Here is a 17,888-nt window from a genome sequence, read left to right as displayed (position 1 = left end):
CTGAGAAATAGCTTTTAGTAAGGAAGATGTAAATATGAACATTAATGAAAGAAATAATCCAACACCAAATCCTAACCACGATCGCGACCCTAAGCTAACGACTGAGCATAAGCCAGATTCTGACAGCAATCCAGACCCCATTACTGGGGAGCATGGTGCTCGCCCCGTGGGTACAGGGGTTGGTGCCGCCAGTGCGGGTGCAGTGGGCACTGCTGTGGGGGTTATTGTCGGTGGCCCAATCGGGGGTGCCGTAGGTGCTGTGGTCGGCTCAGTTGCCGGTGGTCTGTTGGGTAAGGGAGTGGCTGAGACGCTAGACCCCACCGTTGAAGACGAGTACTGGCGCCATAACTATGCCACTCGCCCCTACGTGGAGGCCGATCATAGTTATGAAGACTATAGCCCTGCCTACCGTGTCGGCTATGAAGGCCACTCAACTTACTCAAAACAGGGGATGTCTTACCAAGACGCTGAACCTCAATTGAGACAGCGTTATGAGCAGCATGGCACCCATCGCATAGGCTGGGATAAAGCAAGGCACGCTAGCCAAGACGCATGGCATCGCCGTGAGCATAGTGTTTCTGACAATGGGACTACTATCAGGTAGGCTCTAGCCGCGATCGCTACACAACACACTTGCGGGGCCCAAAGATTGCTTTGGGCCCCGCAAGTTGTTTTGAATACCAACAGATTAGGTTGACTAACAACTGCAAAGTGATATCAATTGTCCTGCTTCACGTAGCCAAACTTAGGCAGGTAGCTTAACAATGAAGGTGGTTCCTTTGCCTTCTGCGCTTTCGATTTCGATCATTCCTTCGTGGGCTTCGACAATATTTTTTGCTAAAAATAGCCCTAGTCCCCAGCCAGTCTTGTCTTCCGCAGCGGGAGTCCGACGAAATTGCTGAAACAGAATGGACTGAGTATCTGAAGGAATGGGAGGGCCTTGGTTGTGAACCGAAAGGTGAATGTGGCTGTCACATTCGTAAAGCTTGACCGTAATCGGCGTCTCTGGATCACCATACTTCACGGCATTACTAGCCAAATTTTCAATGACTCGCCGAATTTGTTTGCGGCTGCAGTTGCTGGTAATGTTTGGGTCTGAGACTACGACAAAACGGTCTCCGTAGGTGAAGTTCAAATCTTCAATGACGTCTTTGAGCAACTGAGCGAGGTTGCATTCCTCAAACTCTAACTTTATGCTTTGGCCTGCCCGTAATCGACTGGCATCGAGCAGGTTTTGAATCATTGCATCCATGCGATCGATGGCGCTAATCATTCTCACCGTGATGTCAAGGTGAGCATCGCCTCGCTCAAACCGACGCAAAATTAGCTGCGTTCCCATCTTGACGATATTAACCGGACCTCTAAGGTCGTGGGTTAATGTCACCATAAACATTTCTTGGATATCTCTAAGCGTGTGGGAGAACTGTGTTGCGGCGTCGTTAACGGCTTGCTCAATGGAGTCGATAATAATGTCGCGCTCTCTTACCTCTAAGGGAGTTTCCTCCTCTAAGACCTGAAATATAACCTGGCGAAGAATGTGGTATTCCAGAATGAGCTGGCTGACGGTGTAGTCAGCGTAGCCAGCGCGCTCATGGCCATGCTGCTTGCCAACGTGGGTGCTTTTTAGCTTAATTGTCTCAATTTGAGCCGAGGTTTTATCAGTTTGATCTGAGATTGCATCAGCCAGATGATTTAAGTAAACGGGCAAAGAGTTTTGTAGGGCTAGCGAGTCTTGATGAATTGATGCGCTCAACTCGTCACGAGTTCGTCTCTCCCAAATCTCCAGAATTTTTTTAGAATTCTGCCTAAGACATTCAGAAACTGAGTTCGACACCGTTTGTTCTGAGGATTGGGAAGCAGGCATTCTAAAAGCGGTTGTTTAAAATAATATCGAAACAGTTATATCAGGTAGCCTCAGGGAGATTCATCACCCATTTGGTAGAAGATGATTATCGGTAAGTTGCTGTCTGCAATCTTGTGCTGTTAGGCATGGTAGAGCGATGCAATGGGCAGTTTAGGTGTAAATTCGATCGCTTTGAGCAGGTTTCTTCTATAGATTAAGCTTAAGTAAAATATCAATAAAGTAGATGGTTGTGAAATTTGCGATCGCATATTACAGCGCGCTCAAGTGAAACTCGCTGATAGCTAGTGGCAATTTAAGAGATCATTAGCTGCTTTGCTTCTCAGTTGAATCGCTCAGAGAAATTGCCGGCTAGGGTTAGTACTTAAGCATCTGTAATATTTCGAACTGGCTATGCTGAAGAATGTTTGAGGGGCGATCGCTGTCCTTGATGGCCCTAAGCTCTGTCTTGCCCTACTAGGGACTGTTCTAAGACTAATGGGTAGCTATATGAGCGGTTAGGGGTAGATGGTCTTGCGGCATGCCGGGTAGCATAATGATTTGACTGGCAACTTTGAGAAAGGGGTGAAGCGTTGGAGATCAAGGCAATTGTCGTCTCCTCCGACAGACTCCGCAGCGCATGCCATACAAGTAAATGGTAGACAAAACGCCTAGACGAATTGGTATTATCTTGGACTCGCTTGCTAACCGCATCGCCTTAGCAGCTCCCCAACCCGCGCCGATATCGTCTGGTGGTCAGGCGCTTTCGCTAAAGTGGTATCTCGTCCTATTGGTTGCGGGAACATTGCTGCCGGTGGTGCTGTTTGCTGCTGCAGTTGTGTTTAGGCTATCAAGCCAGGAGCAGGCTGCATCGGAGCGGCTGATGCTTCGAGAAGCTCGCAATCTAGCCTCGACCGTAGAAAGTGAATTTTCAAGCACAACTCGCACTCTACAGGCCTTGGCGGCCTCTGAGCAGCTCTATCAAGGCGACCTCGACAGCTTTCACAGTGAGGCGCAGCGGCTAACGGCGACGCAACCTACCTGGCTGACGACAATACTGCTGAAGCCCGATGGGCAAGAGCAGCTCAACAGTAGGCATTCCTTGAGCATGCCGCTAACCTATACCCCTGAGCCGGACAGTCTAGAGCAACTGATCAAAACCCGTCAGCCTACGGTAGGTAACCTGGGTGAAGGGCAGTTGGGGTTCGACTTTACCTTTCCGGTGCTCGTACCCGTTATCCATGAAAGCAACTTACAGTACGTTCTGACGGCGCTCATTACGCCTGAGACCCTGTCTAAAGTTGTTGTTGCTCGCCTTCCGGTCGACGGAGAATGGACGCGCGTCATTGTCGATGGTCAAGGTGTTGTTGTCGCTCGCACCCGCAATCCTAAGCGCTTCGTCGGAAAGTCTGGCACACCCTCCTTCTTGCAGCGAATTGGGGCCACTAACGAAGGCGTCTATCGAGATACCAGCCTAGATGGGAAGCAGGTATATGTCGCTTTTAGTCGGGTTCACAATACCCCATGGACGGCGGCGGTCACGGTGCCGGTCGATGTGATTCAAAGGCCTGTGCAGCGGGCGATGTGGTTGGTGATTGGGCCGGGTTTAGCGCTGCTTTTGGTGAGCGGCGTGGGTGCTTTTTTGCTGTCGCGCCAGATTTCTCGCAGTATTACCAAAGCTGCCCTAGCTGCCGAAGCTTTGGCTAACGGTGAGCCTCCCCAGGTCAGCACACTTTCCATTCGGGAAATTGTTTTGCTGGGGCAATCGTTGGAATTTGCGGCCGATTTGCTGTCGCAGCGGGAGCGAGAGCGCACCGAACACCTCATGCGTGCAGAATCTGCTAGAGAAGAAGCGGAGGCGGCCAACCGCATTAAAGATGAATTTTTGGCGGTGCTATCCCATGAGTTGCGCACGCCCCTAAACCCCATTGTGGGCTGGTCTAGTCTACTGCGCACTGGCAGGCTAGACCCTCAAAAAACGGCGTTTGCTTTAGAAGCGATCGAGCGCAATGCTAAACTGCAAACCCAACTGATTGAAGATCTGCTAGACGTTACCCGCATAATGCAGGGGAAGCTGAACTTCAATATGATGGCGGTGAATTTAGGGGCGATTGTTGAAGCCGCTATCGGAACGGTGCGGTTAACTGCAGAAGCCAAGTCGATTAAGATTCAAACTGATTTAGATCTGACGGTGGGGCAAGTTTTAGGCGACCCTACCCGTCTTCAGCAGGTGATTTGGAATCTGCTCAGCAATGCTATCAAGTTCACGGATGAGGGCGGGGAGGTAATCGTTCGACTAGCGAGAACTGGCTCCCAGGCCCAAGTTCAGGTTAGCGATAGCGGCAAAGGCATTCATCCTGACTTTATCGCCCATGTATTTGAATATTTTCGCCAGGAGGACGGTACAACCACCCGCAAATTTGGCGGTCTGGGGTTGGGGCTGGCGATCGTTCGCAATCTGGTGGAGCTGCACGGTGGCACTGTGCAAGCAGAAAGCCCTGGAGAAGGTCAGGGAGCAACGTTTACTGTGAGATTGCCGCTGCTGGAGCGATGAGGATTAGTGCGATCGCGCCACCTATCCTCAACCCGCCCACTCGGCACATAATTGAGCTAATACTGGCTAGAACAGCTAGCTGATATACAACCGCTCAAAGAACCTTTGCAGCGATCGCTAGAACACCGCCCTGATGGAGGAAGTTTGCATGAGCGAGCCTGAAAAACCGATCGCCATCGCCGCTGCTGAAGCTCCGCTGCGAACGCGACCATCACTCTACCCAGAGCCCTTTGCCGCTAAAATGGCGGGTCGTGAAAAGAGACCATTAGGAAGTATTTTTGGACTGTCGAACTTTGGTGTTAACTACGTGACGCTAGCGCCCGGTGGGGTTTCGGCGCTGCGTCATGCTCACACCACTCAAGATGAGTTTGTTTACGTCATTTCAGGTCAACCCACTCTAGTGACTAACGCTGGCGAAACACTGCTGCAACCTGGCGTGTGTGCCGGTTTTAAGGCAGGCGACGGCGATGCCCACTGCTTAGTGAATAAAACCAGCGAGAATGTTGTTTATCTGGAAATGGGCGATCGCAGCCCCAATGATCGGGTTTCATATCCCGACGACGACATTGAAGCGGTTCTCACCCCAGATGGCCAATGGCAGTTTAACCATAAAGATGGTTCGCCTTACTGACCTAAGTTCCGCTTAAATCTTGCTACAGCCACTCATGCCACCTAGGCGCTAGGGCTAAGGGCTTTCTCATCGGCCTTACCCACGATCGCCTGCTCGGCCATAGCCTTCAAGCGCTGAATGCGATCGTCGGTGGAAGGGTGGGTCATAAACAGCGTCATCATCCCTTCCTTAGAAAGAGGGTTGACAATAAACAGCGGCGCAAAGGCCGGATTGCCGTGGATGGGCACTTTTTGCCCCGTTTCCTCCAGTCTTTCTAACGCCCGTACCAGCGCTAGAGGGTTGCCGGTAATCTCAGCGGCTCCGGCATCAGCGGCATATTCTCGGGTTCTCGAAAGGGCCATGCGCAGTAGCCCAGCGGCAAAGGGAGCAATCACCAGCAGAAACAAAATGGCAAGGGGGTTGTTGCCGCGTCGTCCCCCGGCTCGGGCCATCGGAAAATACAGTGCCCCAAAAGTTAGAATGCGGCCTAAAAAGGTCAGCGACCCGGCCAGGGTACCTGCCACCGCCTGGGTGAGGGTATCGCGGTTGCGCACGTGGGTCAGTTCGTGGGCGATAACGGCATCGAGTTCCTCGTCGGGCAGCAGCTCAATAATGCCCTTGGTAAGGGCGATCGCGGCGTGATTGGGGTCGCGCCCGGTGGCAAAGGCATTGGGCGACTCCGAGGGCACCAAGTAGAGGGTAGGGGTGGGAATGTTGGCGCGATCGCTCAGTTTTTCTAGCCGCTCATACAGCTCTGTAGCCTCCTCGCGGGGCGTGGGCTGGGCCTTAAATGCTGCCAGCGCCGCTTGATCAGAGTAGTACCACGAGCCGAAGCTGCTCACTGCCGCAAAGCCTAGCCCGTAGAGCAAGCCCGTCTCATTGCCAACCAGCAGGTAGCCCGCCAGCACAATCAGCCCGCTGAGCAACGCTAATAGCGCGAGGGTTCTGAACAAATTCATTCCAACCATAGATCGCTCCTCAGGCCATTGTCTGTGCTCTACAGCATCTCAAAGGCGCGCACAGCTGAGGTCTACCTAGGGAAAGACATTTGCTTAGCTAGCTTCTCAGCCCTTCAACTAACCCAACACCCGATTGTGACCTAGGCGAGAACGTCAGCTCGTTAGGCCATCCAGGCAGTGGGCTATGATCAGGTCACTGCAGAGAGCATGGATCGCCTATGACAACGCTGTTGATCCAAACAGAAAATCTGCCGCTAAGGGTTAACTTTCCGGCCAGCGCTGAGATGACTGCCGCTGAATTCTATGACTTTTGCCAGGCCAATCGGGATTTACGTATCGAGCGATCGGCCAGCGGCGAGGTGATTGTTATGCCCCCTGCGTTTTCTGATACCGGCAACCGCAACCTCAAGATCGCCCAGCAGTTGGCCAACTGGGCCGATGCCGATGGTACCGGCGAAGCCTTTGACTCTAGCGCCGGGTTTACTTTGCCCGATGGGTCAACGCGATCGCCCGATGCCGCTTGGGTCCGTTTAGAACGTTGGACAATGCTGACAGAGGCTGAACAAGCCTCCTTTGCGCCCCTCTGCCCAGACTTTGTTATAGAACTGCGATCGTCGAGTGATTCACTCAGTGGGCTGAAGGAAAAGATGAAGGAGTATATTGCCAACGGTGCTGCTTTAGGATGGCTGATCGATCGCAAGGCCCGTCAGGTGCATGTCTATCGGCCTCATCAACCACCCGAAATTCTGGTGAACCCTGACCTGGTTAGTGGCGATCCCGAACTGCCGAATTTTGTCCTCCGCATGGCTAAAATCTGGTAGAAACAGAGTCGCTTGGGGCTAAGCACGGACAACAATTGTAGTTGGGGTAGCACTCCGGTTGCTTGAGACTGTGATTCAACGGTTGGCTAAACCGGTGAGTCAATCAACCCAGGATGCTCCTGTGGGCGAGGGCCGGAAGTATCCCAAAAGAAGCGGCGTTCTTCAGCGGTGATGGGTCTGTCATTGATGCTGGCTTCGCGGCGGCGCATGAGGCCGTTTTCGTCGAACTCCCAGTTTTCGTTGCCGTAGGCGCGGTACCACTGGCCAGCGTCGTCGTGCCATTCGTATTGAAATCGTACCGAAATGCGGTTGTCGCCGTAGGCCCACACCTCTTTGATCAGGCGGTAGTCGAGTTCCTTATCCCACTTGCGGCGCAAAAAAGCGCGGATGGCGTCGCGGCCCTGAAAGATTTCGGCCCGGTTACGCCAGTGGCTGTCTTCGGTGTAGGCGAGGGCAACGCGATCGGGATCGCGGCTGTTCCAGGCATCTTCGGCCATGCGAGCTTTGGCGATCGCAGTCTCTAGCGTAAAGGGGGGGGCGATGGGAGTGGGCATAGGGGTGGATGAGTAGAGGAGATGGGGAAGATGGGGGTGAGGGAAGGGCATAGGAAAGGCTGTTAGCGATCGCCAACAGCCCAGAGATTGTGAGTCAGGACGCGTAACCGGGGTCTACCACTTTTTGTAGGGCAGGAATTTGCCGTTCATGATCACTTTGACGCGATCGCCCTTCGGATCCTCAACCTTTTCTATATCAAGCGTGAAGTCGATGGCGCTCATAATGCCGTCGCCAAACTTTTCGTGGATAACGGCTTTCATGGGCATGCCGTAGACCTGCATAATCTCGTAGAAGCGGTAGATCAGCGGGTCGGTGGGGATGACGGGATCGAGTCCACCTTTGACGGGGAAGTCGGTCAGAGCCTCGACCAGGGAAGCGTCGGCACCGAGCGCTTCAATGATTTTGGTGGCCTCTTCCTCAGAGGCGCTGGCTTGGCGATAGAAAATGGAGGCGAGCCACACTTCGTCGCAGCCAGTTTTAGCTTCGAGGTCAGCAAAGCTAAGGCCAGCGGCTTTTTTAGCAGCCAGTAGTTTTTCGGTAATAGCGGAAACGGTCATAGTTAAAGTCCTCCTAAGTACGTCTGTGGTCAATTCCGGCTCCCCTCTCCCTAGGGGAGAGGGGCTGGGGGAGAGGGTCAGAGGATGTGGCAGGATTTTCTGGCATGTAGCCACAGTGGGCGGTTAGGTTACGGCGAAGCAAGGATAGTGTGAGGGAGCAGAGGTTGAGTGACCACCCACCCTACGGTTATTTGAGGTCCACCTATCCACCCCCTACCCATCCACCCCATCACTCCTCTACTTCCCCACCCGCTCCGCCTCCACCGCGCGAGTTTCTCGAAACAGATGGCTCTCCATCTCTGCTTTGAGACCCTTGTAGGCAGGATGCTGCTGTATGGTTTCACGATCGCGGGGCCGAGGAAAGGGCACCTCTAAAATCTCGTCGATGCGGGCGGCAGGGCCACGGGTCATCATGACGATGCGATCGCTCAGCAGCAGCGCCTCTTCAATGCTGTGGGTAATCATGATCACGGTCTTGCGCTGCTGTTCCCAGATGCGCTCGACCTCCTCCTGCAAGAAGGCGCGGGTGAGGGCATCGAGGGCACCAAAGGGCTCATCCATCAGCAGCATTTGGGGGTTGATGGCTAGGGCGCGGGCAATGCCGACCCGCTGGCGCATGCCGCCCGAGAGCTCGTGGGGGTGCTTGCGCTCGGCCCCGCTGAGGCCCACCAGCTGAATGTGCTCTTTGATGATGCGATCGCGCTTTTTCGCCGAAATTTTTGGGTCCACGGTTTCTACCGCAAACCGCAGGTTTTCCTCCACCGTCATCCAAGGCATCAGGGCGTAGTTTTGAAAGACCATGCCCCGGTCTGGCCCTGGCCCAGCGATCGGGGCACCGTTGAGCAAAATCTCGCCGCTAGTGATCGGGCTGAGGCCAGCAATCATATTCAGCAGAGTCGATTTGCCGCAGCCCGATGGGCCGATGATCGACACGAAGGTATTCGGCTCAATGTCAAGGTTGATATCTTGGATGGCGACGAAATCGCGGCGGGTTTTGCCGGTGAGCTTGCTAAACAGATCTTTTTTGCCGGGGAAAACCTTCGCCACCTGGCGAATCGACAGCTGAGCTGTCTGCGATCGCATATCAACCGGGTCAACCGTATTAACGGGAACAGTACTCATGAGTTTCGACCAAAGGCAACAAATTTTTCGAGGGCGGCAAACAGGCTATCCAGCAGCAGCCCTGTCAAACCAATGATGAAAATGGCCACCAAAATATTTGGAATTGACAGGTTGTTCCACTCGTTCCAGATGAAATAGCCGAGGCCCGTGCCGAGCAGCATTTCTGCCGCCACAATCACTAACCAGGCAATGCCCATGCTGATCCGCAGACCCGACACAATACTGGGCAGCGCCGCCGGAATTATTACCTTCCAGATGGTGCGCAGGCGTGAGGCACCCAGGGTTTTAGATACGTCTAGGTAATCCTGGTTGACGTTGGCTACACCAAAGGTGGTGTTGATCAGCGTCGGCCAGATGCTGGAGATAAAGATGATGAAAATGCCGGTTTTCTCAGAATCGCGCAGCAAATACAAGCCCAGCGGCAGCCAAGCCAGAGGCGAAATCGGCTTGAGCAGCTGCACGTAGGGGTTAAACGCCTTAAACGCCACGGGCGAAATGCCGATCAAAATGCCCAGGGGCACCGCCACCAGCGAGGCCGCAATATAGCCGATCGCCACCCGCCGCAGACTAATTAGTAAATTCCAGCCGATACCCAGATCGTTGGGGCCGTTGCGGTAAAACGGGTTTGTCACCCACCACCAAAACTCTTTGATGGTCTCGGTGGCAGTGGGTACCCCCTTCACAAACCAGCCCGATTTCGCCCCAATTTCCCAAAACAGCAGAAAGATGCCGAGAGAGAGCATAAACAGCGCGAACGCTCTTACATTTTCGTTGTGCCAGAGCGGTGTTTGCCGCTCCGCTCCGATCAATCCAGGCGTGCTGTGACTCGCCGTCATGATTCAATACCTCCTAAAAACTGCGCCGATAGCGATTCCACTCACCCCAACCGTCGCTATGTCAAAGGTGGAACCAATGTTTTGGCCAAGAAAAACTTACTTACCAAACTGGTCAATTTGGCTTTCGACATAGTCTGCCGACGCGGTTGGGTCAAAGGTGTCGAAGGCTAGGGTTTCGGTGCGATCGGTCTCGAAGGGGGGCTCTTGACCCAGCTCAAGGGCCAGCTCTCGGGCCAGGTCAGTTAAAAAGACCTCTTGACCCACTTGGTCGATGTCGCTGTTGCTGACGGTTGCAGCGGTGTTGCCCTCCCCCAGCAGCTCCCAGCGCACCAGCTGGGACGAAATCCACTTGGCGAAACTCTGCCAAGGGTAGGGCTCGAAGCCGATGCGATTGGGCTCTGAAAGGGTGTTGCCCTGGCCATCGTCAAAGTTGCCGGTCAGCACCGCTTCAACCACCTCTGGAGGCTGGTTTAGAAAGGCGCGATCGGAAATCGCGGCGGCAATTTCAGAGCGGTTGGCAGGGTCTTGAGCGTAGCCCGCTGCCTCGATGATCGCCTTATTCAGCGATCGGAAGGCGTTGGGGTTGGCGGTAATCCATTCGTCACTAGCAGCAAAGGCACAGCAGGGGTGACCGTCCCACAGCTCTTTGCTGAGCATGTGAATATAGCCAGCGCCTTCGTACACAGCCCGCTGGTTAAACGGGTCGGGCATCAGCATCGCGTCGATGTCCCCAGCAATGAGCTGAGCAATGCTGTCCGGCGGGGGCACGGGACGAATCTGCACATCTACGTCAGGGTCGAGGCCACCCGAAGCCAGGTAATAGCGAATCAGCAGGTTGTGCATGGAGTAGGGGAAAGGCACGCCGATCACAAAGCCCTTAAAGTCGGCAGGGCCATCTACGTTGCCCTTATGGCGCTCGGCCACGGTAATGGCCTGGCCGTTGACGTTTTCAATGCTGGCTAGCTTGACGCCAAAGGCAGCAGAGCCCAGACCCAGGGTCATAGCGATGGGCATGGGCGCCAGCATGTGGTAGGCGTCGAGTTCGCCTGCGATCGCCGAATCCCGCACCGCACCCCAACTCGGCATTTTCACCACCGTAGCGTTAAAGCCGTACTTTTCGTAGAAGCCTAGTGGCTCCGACATAATGATTGGTGTTGCGCAGGTGATCGGGATAAAGCCCACCTGAATGTCGGTTTTCTCCAGATTGCTCGTGTCAACGGGGGCTACGGTCGACTCTTCTGCAGCAGGCTCGTCGCTACCACCAGCACAGCTGGCTAGGGTGACCAGCGCCGCACCTACAGCCATGTTGCGCAGGAACTCGCGACGGGTCGCCCCACTGTTGCGTACTAAGTCAGCAAAGAACAGCCCGGCCTGAGGGCCAAAGGCTGCCGCAAAGGCATTTTCTAATCCGCCGGCCTGCTCACACAGCGCCAAAATCAGCTTTTCGCGTTGGGGGTTGTTGCGGCCCACTCGCTTGAGAAACAACGTCTTGCGCAGCTCGTAGGCGTTGACGGTGTCGGCGGCGCGCAGCTGGTTTTGCTTATAAATCCCCATCTTCACTAGGTCGTCGACCATATCGACCGGGTCTTGGGGCATGGTTTCCATAAACCGCGAGTGATCGTCCGTAAAATGCACCGTGCCGCAATCCCGGCAGGGACGACCGGGCAGCATCAGGGAGGGTGATGCGCAACTCAAACTGCCCCAGTCGTTGAGCGACTTTGCTACTGCTGAAATGACCATAAACAGATAGTTGAACGCGACAAAAATCTTTCCCCGATGAACTTGAAAACCCGGTTGAGCCACCTGAAAAACGAGCATTTAGCTGCCCTGATTGCCCTGCTCTCGCCTGCGGGTTGAGTAAGTTATTAGACAGGTTACCAAGCCTAAATCAAAAGCGCACCGGAGCAAATTTTGGATGTAGTAGGACTTTCTTTTGAAAATAATTTGAAGCCTAAGACCAAGCACTAATCTGTCGTTTCTGATACAGAAACTTGTCTCCATGCTTGGGGAGAAACACCGTGGAACTGACGAAATTGACGGGTGAAATAGCCCGCATCACTATAGCCTGAAGCTTCGGCAATTTGGCGGATGCTATTGGCAGTGGTGGCCAGCAAAGTTTTGGCTTCGGCTAAGCGGCGCTCAATAATCCACTGCTTGACCGTGCGCCCAGTGTGTGACTGCACCAAATTGGTTAAATAGGCTGGGGAATAGCCTACATTCTGGGCCACATCGTTGAGGCTAATTGGTTTTTGGTAGTGGGCTTCAATAAAGCAAAAGACGTTGGCTAGCTTGGGTTCGACGGGAAAAATGTTGGTTGATAAGGAAACCTGAGATGGTTCTTGGGGATGGCTTCCTTCGTCGGCGTAAAGCTTTGAGAGTTGTTCCTGACGCTGTAGGCGGCTGTTGATGGCGGCCAAAAATTGCTCAACGGTGCAGGGTTTGGTTAAGTAGTCGTCAGCCCCTAGCTCCATACCTCGGCGCAGGTCGGCCATGGTCACTTTAGCAGTGAGAAAGATGAGGGGAATTAGCGCCGTCTGCCTTGTTTTACGCAGAGCAGAGAGCACTGAATAGCCATCCACATCAGGCATCATGATGTCGCACACGACCAGATCGGGGGTATGCTGCTGAGCCATCGCCACCCCAGTGGTGCCGTCGCTAGCCCCTACGGCACGGAACCCCTCAAACTCTAGGCATTTGAGAAAAAGATGGCGAGTTTGGGTTTCGTCTTCAATGATGAGAATAGTCTTCACAGTAATTCTCGTTTTGGGGTCGGTGGCGTTGCTATGGCGGTTCAAGTACTAAGTTTTTTCAGATTAATCAGATTAAATTGACTATTAAATTTGATGATCTAATCAATATAAAGACAGCCCAAACAGAACTCAGAAGCTGAGCTGTTATTCGGAAAATTCTAAATTTGTATCACGACGCTTGCCGCTACTATTGAGGGTAGTTAATTGCGCCATGTTTCTGTAGTAAACCTTAGGGGAACGTGCTGTTGTATAGGGTGATACTTTCTCCCTAGTCAGCGCGATGGCTTGGGTTTACTTGCCCCTAGAGTCGGCAAAATGTTTTGTTGCGATCGCTACCCAGATGACTCAAACCTACTGGTTACCCCCTAGAGAGACTGCTGCGCCCACCGCACCCCTGGGGCAGCTAGAGCACCTGCGCCGCCAGCACCAGCTAATTCTTAATGCTGTGGGCGAGGGCATCTACGGGCTGGATATGGCGGGCAACGTCACCTTTGTAAATCCTGCCGCTGCTGCCATGATTGGCTGGTCAACCGACGAGCTGATCGGCCAGTCAATGCATGCAGTGATGCACCATTCCCTGGCCGATGGTCGCCCCTACCAACGGGAGGCCTGCCCAATCTATGCGGCCTTTCAGGATGGCAGCGTGCGGCGGGTGACCAACGAGGTGTTTTGGCGCAAAGATGGCAGCAGCTTTCCGGTCGAATATATCAGCACCCCCATGCGTGATGAGGAGGGGCAGCTAATTGGCACGGTGGTGACCTTTCGTGACATTACTCAGCGGCGCTGGGCTGAGCAGATCTTGCAGCGGGCTAATGAGGAGCTAGAGCAAAAAGTGCAGGAGCGCACCGCTGAGCTGCAGAATGCCAACCAGCAGCTGCGGCAGCTGAGCGACATGCGATCGCGCTTTGTCTCCATGGTCTGCCACGAGTTTCGCAACCCGCTCAACAACATTGCGCTGACGGTATCATCGCTCAACCGCTACGACACCCAGCTGCGCCCCGACGAAAAAACCGACTACCTGCTCACCATCAACGCCAACGTTGAACGCATGACCCAGATGATCGACGACATTCTGGTGATCGGCAAGATCGAGGCCAAAGTGCTAGAGGTCAACCCCAAACCATTAGACCTGGTGGCTTTTTGTCAGGAGCTGCTGGCCGAGGGTGACTACCGACGGCCTCAGTGCCCGATTCAGTTTGGCTGCCGCAGTCGCCAGGTGTTTGCCTGTTTGGATGAGCGGCTGCTGCGATCGATCCTCAGCAATCTGCTGTCGAACGCGATTCGCTATACCCCAGGCGATCGCCACATTAAACTGAAGCTGGCCAAACAGCGGGGCCAGGTTATCCTCAAGGTGCAAGACGAGGGCATTGGCATTTCTGCGGGCGATCGCAGGCAGCTGTTTGAGCCCTTTCACCGGGGCCAAAACGTCAGCAACATTCCCGGTACGGGGCTGGGCCTGAGCATTGTGAAGCAGTTTGTGCAGCTCCAACAGGGCTCAATAAAGGTCACCAGCCGGGTGGGAGTGGGAACTACTTTCACAGTTAGCCTGCCAGCGTAGTGGGCTTACTTAAGAGGTGGCAGGAAGCCTGCGGCTGAGCGATCCGCGAAGCGTAAAGCCTACGGCATCCTAGAAACAGGAAGCGACTCGGAACGAGGATCGTTCCAGAGTCGCGTCTGGATCCGCTCTGCATGTGCTTTAGGGCGATCGCCCCTAGTGCAGCATCGAATCAGCTAGCCTGTGCCACAATTATCGCCGTGTGATGGAGAGCTGACATTGTGACACAGCAGTCAGGCAAGGGCCTTTTACTAGGCGCGGTGACCCGTTGGACGCGGTCTTTGACCATTGCAGGGTTAGTCGGGGTGGGCCTGCCCATGCTGCCGGTCTTGGCCGAGGCCCAGATTCCATCTGGGCAAAACCAGCCTGCTGGCACTGCTGCTCTCCCCGACAACCTAGAGCTATACCTCGAACTCACCGACGATTCCGAGGCAGAGAGCTTTCCCCTAGTTCCCACCGCCGAGCCAGCGCCCGCTCCCCGCCCTGGACGGCGTCCCACTCATGTGCCGTCGGCGCCGCCGCTGCCCCCCTCCCAGCGTCCTAGGGTGCTTCAGCCCGTTAATTCAGACAATGCCACAGTAGACTCGCCCAGCCCCACCTCGGGAGACCCCGCCGAACAGATTGCTCCGGCGGTGATTGAGCTGTCGCCCACCGGACGGCCCCCCAGCCCGGTAGTGTTCCTGGCCATGCAGCAGGAACTCAAGAATCTGATTGGCCGCTTTGAGAGCGCTCTGATTATGGCGAACTCGCTGGATGCGCCCACGGCGCTAACCCTACCCGATCGCTCACCCGTGCTCACCGCTGCCGCTGACCCAGTGAATGTGGCTGGGGGAAGCGGGGCCTATCTGCACCCTACCCTAGGCGAGGCCCAGCAGCTTTTAAACGATTGGGATGGACTGATGGCGGCGGGTAAACACAGCGAGGTGCGCGATCGCTGGCTGGCTACCCGCACTGCCTTGTGGGAGAACTTTCCCACCGAGCGCCCCATTAACCAGGGGGAGATTCGCGCCATGTGGCTCGATCGCGGCACCATTGTGCGGGCCAGATCGCCCCAGGGGCTCAGCGAAATCTTCGACAAACTGGCTGCTGCCGGCATCAACACCGTTTTCTTTGAAACCGTGAATGCGGGCTATACCATCTACCCCAGCCAAGTGGCCCCCGAGCAAAACCCCCTTACCCAAGGCTGGGATCCCCTCGCTGCCGCCGTGGATCTGGCCCACCAGCGGGGCATGACCCTACACGCCTGGGTATGGGTGTTTGCGGCGGGCAACCAGCGCCACAACCGCCTGCTCAACCAGCCCGCCGACTACCCCGGCCCGATCATCTCACGGCACCCCAACTGGGCCGCCTACGACAACAGCGGCAGCCTCATCCCCGGTGGGCAAGACAAGCCTTTCTTAGACCCCGCCAACCCCGAGGTGCGCAGCTACCTCACCCGGCTGATGACCGAAATCGTCACCAACTACGAGGTCGATGGCCTGCACCTCGACTACATTCGCTACCCCTTTCAAGATCCTGGGGCCAACCGCACCTACGGCTATGGCGAAGTCGCCCGCTGGCGCTTTCAGAGCATGACCGGCGTTGACCCCACCACTATCAATCCCCGACCCGACGATACCCTAGAACGCAACCAGCAGATTCAGCAGCAGGTGCTTTGGGAGCGCTGGAACGAGTTTCGCGTGCAGCAGGTGACCTCGTTTGTGCAATCCATCTCCAGCACCCTGCGGCGGCAGCACCCTGAGCTGGTCATGTCGGCGGCGGTGTTTGCTAACCCCGAGCACGAGCGGTTGCAGCGTATTCAGCAAGACTGGGGAGCTTGGGCCAGAGCCGATTACCTCGACTGGGTAGTGCTGATGAGCTACGCGGGCGACACCAGCCGCTTTGAGCGCATTGTCTCCCCCTGGTTGGTGAATGAATCCTTTGGCTCAGCCTTGGTGATTCCGGCGATTCGGCTGCTGAACCTGTCAAATGCCGCCACCCTCGACCAAATGCAGGCTAGCCGCGACCTACCCACCCCCGGCTATGCCCTATTTGCCGCCGCCGATCTAAATACTGAATTAAACGCTGTGCTGGCCCAAACCCAGAGCGGCAGCCCGCCTGGCCCCACCACTCCCTACGCCATGGCAGCTAGCCGTTATGCCGCCCTCCAGCGCGAGTGGAGTTGGCTGCTGGCCCACCAGCGCCTCTGGATGGATCGCAATGCTCTAGAACCTTGGATTAGCCAGGTCAACAATCTAGGCAGCGAGTTTGACGTCCTGGCCCAAGAGCCATCGCGGCGCAACCTAGAAACCGTGAAAGCCGAACTGGCTAGGGTGCGCGCCTCGGTGAACCAGGGGATGTCGGTGGATACAGCGAACGGTAGCTATAGGTTGCGATCGTGGCAGCATCGGCTGGCTGCGATCGAGCAGTTGCTAGAGCATGGAGAGAAAACTCAGCCATAGCAGTGAAATGCATTGGGTAAGCGCCATAGCTGGAGGGCTAGGTCATGGATATCAAACTTTGGCAGGAGAAGATCCTAGAAGTCTTAGAGGATGTATCTAACGAATAACGAAAAATTTTTAGAGGGAGTCTTGGTTGGGACAAAAAGTGTCTTCTCCACAAGAATTGTACTGTAATCTTCCTGACGACTTCATGATTCAAGATTTTTATTAAAGAAAAATGGTTTGCTGTCCGAGACTCAGGTGTTTTTAGAAAGAGAACTTATAAATAAGATACAAGCTTTTAAGAATAAAATATTTTTCTACCCTGGTTCTCAAAACATTTTAGACAATCAACAGTGGAAAGCAAATTCTCGACTTGCAATCTATCTCAATGAAGCTTTTCATAAGTGAGGGTAAGCTAGTACTTGCTTCCATCTGCTAGTTTTAAGATAATTCTAGACTGGCTCAGAAATTGGCTGATAGCGGTCCATCGCCAAACCATTTAGTGGCAATGTATGATTCGCCCACGTTGGAGGTGGATATAGTCCCGACCATCAGTCACCTCAGCAAGGCTCAAACTTTGCTGAATAACGACGTAGTTATTGACCACGTTGAGAGAATCAATAGCCATGATGCAGAAAACATTGGCCTCATCAGGCTATGACATTCAGATCAGCGGATGCACAAGCACCATACTGAAACTCCTAGTTCAGAACAATTAATCAGCTGCTAACTGCAACCCAATACTTGTCATAAACGGCAGGCAGCCAGTGATTAAAGACTTTGGGGATCTTCGGGTAGGGGTACGGTAAAATTGGCCTGTTTAGCTATCAACTCTAAAAACTTAGCAGTGCTGCGATCAGGGTCGTAGACCCCGTTTTCCCATTCGCTGACGGTTTGACGGCGTACACCCATCTGCTCAGCAAACTCCATCTGGGTAAGGCTCATATGCTTGCGCAGGGCACGAATAGCATCTTGCTGCCAAACGATTTTGCCGTCTTTTTGCTCAATGTTGTACTGGGACTCAAACTTGCGAAAGGTAACTGTTTTACTATCCACATCAATGGCGTAGACGTGGTAGCCCGCTCCTACCCAGGCTCCAGCTTGGAGAGCGGCGGGGGTATCGCGGTTACTCCACCAGTTTTTGCGCTCAACGGCTGAGTGGGGTAGCGGATTCCCAAGTAAGTCCTCAATGTCGGTAAAGGTCAGCAAAACTTCGGCCTTGCCAGAGGTCTTTAGGTGATTAAACAGAGGATAGTACTTGCTGCCGGGTTTCATAGGCGGGCGCGATCGCGACTCAATCTCAGCG

15 protein-coding genes are annotated in these 17,888 nt (G+C 54.4%); 6 read left to right on the top strand and 9 right to left on the bottom strand.

Going from position 1 to position 17,888, the window contains the following annotated elements:
* Nucleotides 1-34: 34 nt before the first annotated feature.
* Nucleotides 35-604: a hypothetical protein gene (locus NC979_RS07020; protein WP_199308801.1), complete on the top strand. Its 570-nt coding sequence runs from the start codon at nucleotides 35-37 to the stop codon at nucleotides 602-604.
* 141 nt (nucleotides 605-745) lie between these two features.
* On the opposite strand, the gene NC979_RS07015 is transcribed toward NC979_RS07020, so the two are convergent.
* Nucleotides 746-1,708, bottom strand: coding sequence for a sensor histidine kinase (locus NC979_RS07015; protein ID WP_431191031.1), 963 nt, complete (start codon nucleotides 1,706-1,708; stop codon nucleotides 746-748).
* Between the two features lie 823 nt (nucleotides 1,709-2,531).
* Here NC979_RS07015 and NC979_RS07010 point away from each other — a divergent pair.
* Together NC979_RS07010 and NC979_RS07005 are read left to right on the top strand one after the other, a co-directional pair.
* Nucleotides 2,532-4,394: an ATP-binding protein gene (locus NC979_RS07010; protein ID WP_242023991.1), complete on the top strand. Its 1,863-nt coding sequence runs from the start codon at nucleotides 2,532-2,534 to the stop codon at nucleotides 4,392-4,394.
* Nucleotides 4,395-4,542: 148 nt separating this feature from the next.
* Complete coding sequence (locus NC979_RS07005; protein ID WP_190518808.1) at nucleotides 4,543-5,025, top strand: cupin domain-containing protein; 483 nt, start codon at nucleotides 4,543-4,545, stop codon at nucleotides 5,023-5,025.
* 41 nt (nucleotides 5,026-5,066) lie between these two features.
* Here NC979_RS07005 and NC979_RS07000 read toward each other — a convergent pair whose 3' ends face one another.
* The gene (locus tag NC979_RS07000; RefSeq protein WP_431191030.1) at nucleotides 5,067-5,963 is read right to left on the bottom strand and encodes a M48 family metalloprotease; all 897 of its coding nucleotides are present in this window, start codon (nucleotides 5,961-5,963) and stop codon (nucleotides 5,067-5,069) included.
* A gap of 218 nt (nucleotides 5,964-6,181) precedes the next feature.
* Here NC979_RS07000 and NC979_RS06995 point away from each other — a divergent pair, with 218 nt between their 5' ends.
* Nucleotides 6,182-6,784 (top strand): Uma2 family endonuclease, encoded by a 603-nt coding sequence (locus NC979_RS06995; RefSeq protein WP_190518803.1) that lies wholly within the window; start codon nucleotides 6,182-6,184, stop codon nucleotides 6,782-6,784.
* An 86-nt stretch (nucleotides 6,785-6,870) separates the two neighbouring features.
* On the opposite strand, the gene NC979_RS06990 is transcribed toward NC979_RS06995, so the two are convergent.
* The 6 genes from NC979_RS06990 to NC979_RS06965 form a co-directional block, all read right to left on the bottom strand.
* Entirely contained in the window at nucleotides 6,871-7,338 is a 468-nt protein-coding gene (locus tag NC979_RS06990) for a nuclear transport factor 2 family protein (RefSeq protein WP_190518800.1), read from the bottom strand.
* Between the two features lie 114 nt (nucleotides 7,339-7,452).
* Entirely contained in the window at nucleotides 7,453-7,896 is a 444-nt protein-coding gene (gene cynS / locus NC979_RS06985; RefSeq protein ID WP_190518798.1) for a cyanase, read from the bottom strand.
* A gap of 237 nt (nucleotides 7,897-8,133) precedes the next feature.
* On the bottom strand, nucleotides 8,134-9,018 hold the full coding sequence (locus NC979_RS06980; protein WP_190518796.1) for an ABC transporter ATP-binding protein: 885 nt from the start codon (nucleotides 9,016-9,018) through the stop codon (nucleotides 8,134-8,136).
* Complete coding sequence (gene ntrB / locus NC979_RS06975) at nucleotides 9,015-9,854, bottom strand: nitrate ABC transporter permease (protein WP_190518794.1); 840 nt, start codon at nucleotides 9,852-9,854, stop codon at nucleotides 9,015-9,017. The genes NC979_RS06980 and ntrB overlap by 4 nt, the downstream gene beginning before the upstream one ends.
* A 96-nt stretch (nucleotides 9,855-9,950) precedes the next feature.
* Complete coding sequence (locus tag NC979_RS06970) at nucleotides 9,951-11,672, bottom strand: ABC transporter substrate-binding protein (RefSeq protein ID WP_431191029.1); 1,722 nt, start codon at nucleotides 11,670-11,672, stop codon at nucleotides 9,951-9,953.
* A gap of 146 nt (nucleotides 11,673-11,818) precedes the next feature.
* A complete protein-coding gene (locus NC979_RS06965; protein ID WP_190518792.1) occupies nucleotides 11,819-12,604 on the bottom strand; it encodes a response regulator in 786 nt (261 codons plus the stop codon).
* Between the two features lie 280 nt (nucleotides 12,605-12,884).
* Here NC979_RS06965 and NC979_RS06960 point away from each other — a divergent pair, with 280 nt between their 5' ends.
* Both NC979_RS06960 and NC979_RS06955 read left to right on the top strand, forming a co-directional pair.
* Nucleotides 12,885-14,162 (top strand): PAS domain-containing sensor histidine kinase, encoded by a 1,278-nt coding sequence (locus tag NC979_RS06960; protein ID WP_242023990.1) that lies wholly within the window; start codon nucleotides 12,885-12,887, stop codon nucleotides 14,160-14,162.
* A 218-nt stretch (nucleotides 14,163-14,380) separates the two neighbouring features.
* A complete protein-coding gene (locus NC979_RS06955; RefSeq protein ID WP_347403930.1) occupies nucleotides 14,381-16,600 on the top strand; it encodes a family 10 glycosylhydrolase in 2,220 nt (739 codons plus the stop codon).
* A gap of 753 nt (nucleotides 16,601-17,353) precedes the next feature.
* On the opposite strand, the gene NC979_RS06950 is transcribed toward NC979_RS06955, so the two are convergent.
* Entirely contained in the window at nucleotides 17,354-17,857 is a 504-nt protein-coding gene (locus tag NC979_RS06950; RefSeq protein WP_190518790.1) for a helix-turn-helix domain-containing protein, read from the bottom strand.
* Nucleotides 17,858-17,888: the final 31 nt, after the last annotated feature.

The organism is Leptolyngbya subtilissima AS-A7 (assembly GCF_039962255.1).
In the GTDB taxonomy this organism is placed as follows: domain Bacteria; phylum Cyanobacteriota; class Cyanobacteriia; order Phormidesmidales; family Phormidesmidaceae; genus Nodosilinea.
This window is presented reverse-complemented; position numbering and strand designations above follow the sequence as displayed.

What these genes read in the sequence shown, in the direction of transcription:
- NC979_RS07020 (WP_199308801.1), top strand. Translation starts at nt 35, where the DNA reads ATGAACATTAATGAAAGAAATAATCCAACACCAAATCCTAACCACGAT.
- NC979_RS07005 (WP_190518808.1), top strand. Translation starts at nt 4,543, where the DNA reads ATGAGCGAGCCTGAAAAACCGATCGCCATCGCCGCTGCTGAAGCTCCG.
- NC979_RS07000 (WP_431191030.1), bottom strand. Translation starts at nt 5,963, where the DNA reads ATGAATTTGTTCAGAACCCTCGCGCTATTAGCGTTGCTCAGCGGGCTG.
- NC979_RS06995 (WP_190518803.1), top strand. Translation starts at nt 6,182, where the DNA reads ATGACAACGCTGTTGATCCAAACAGAAAATCTGCCGCTAAGGGTTAAC.
- NC979_RS06990 (WP_190518800.1), bottom strand. Translation starts at nt 7,338, where the DNA reads ATGCCCACTCCCATCGCCCCCCCCTTTACGCTAGAGACTGCGATCGCC.
- cynS (WP_190518798.1), bottom strand. Translation starts at nt 7,896, where the DNA reads ATGACCGTTTCCGCTATTACCGAAAAACTACTGGCTGCTAAAAAAGCC.
- NC979_RS06980 (WP_190518796.1), bottom strand. Translation starts at nt 9,018, where the DNA reads ATGAGTACTGTTCCCGTTAATACGGTTGACCCGGTTGATATGCGATCG.
- ntrB (WP_190518794.1), bottom strand. Translation starts at nt 9,854, where the DNA reads ATGACGGCGAGTCACAGCACGCCTGGATTGATCGGAGCGGAGCGGCAA.
- NC979_RS06970 (WP_431191029.1), bottom strand. Translation starts at nt 11,672, where the DNA reads ATGCTCGTTTTTCAGGTGGCTCAACCGGGTTTTCAAGTTCATCGGGGA.
- NC979_RS06960 (WP_242023990.1), top strand. Translation starts at nt 12,885, where the DNA reads ATGGCTTGGGTTTACTTGCCCCTAGAGTCGGCAAAATGTTTTGTTGCG.
- NC979_RS06950 (WP_190518790.1), bottom strand. Translation starts at nt 17,857, where the DNA reads ATGAAACCCGGCAGCAAGTACTATCCTCTGTTTAATCACCTAAAGACC.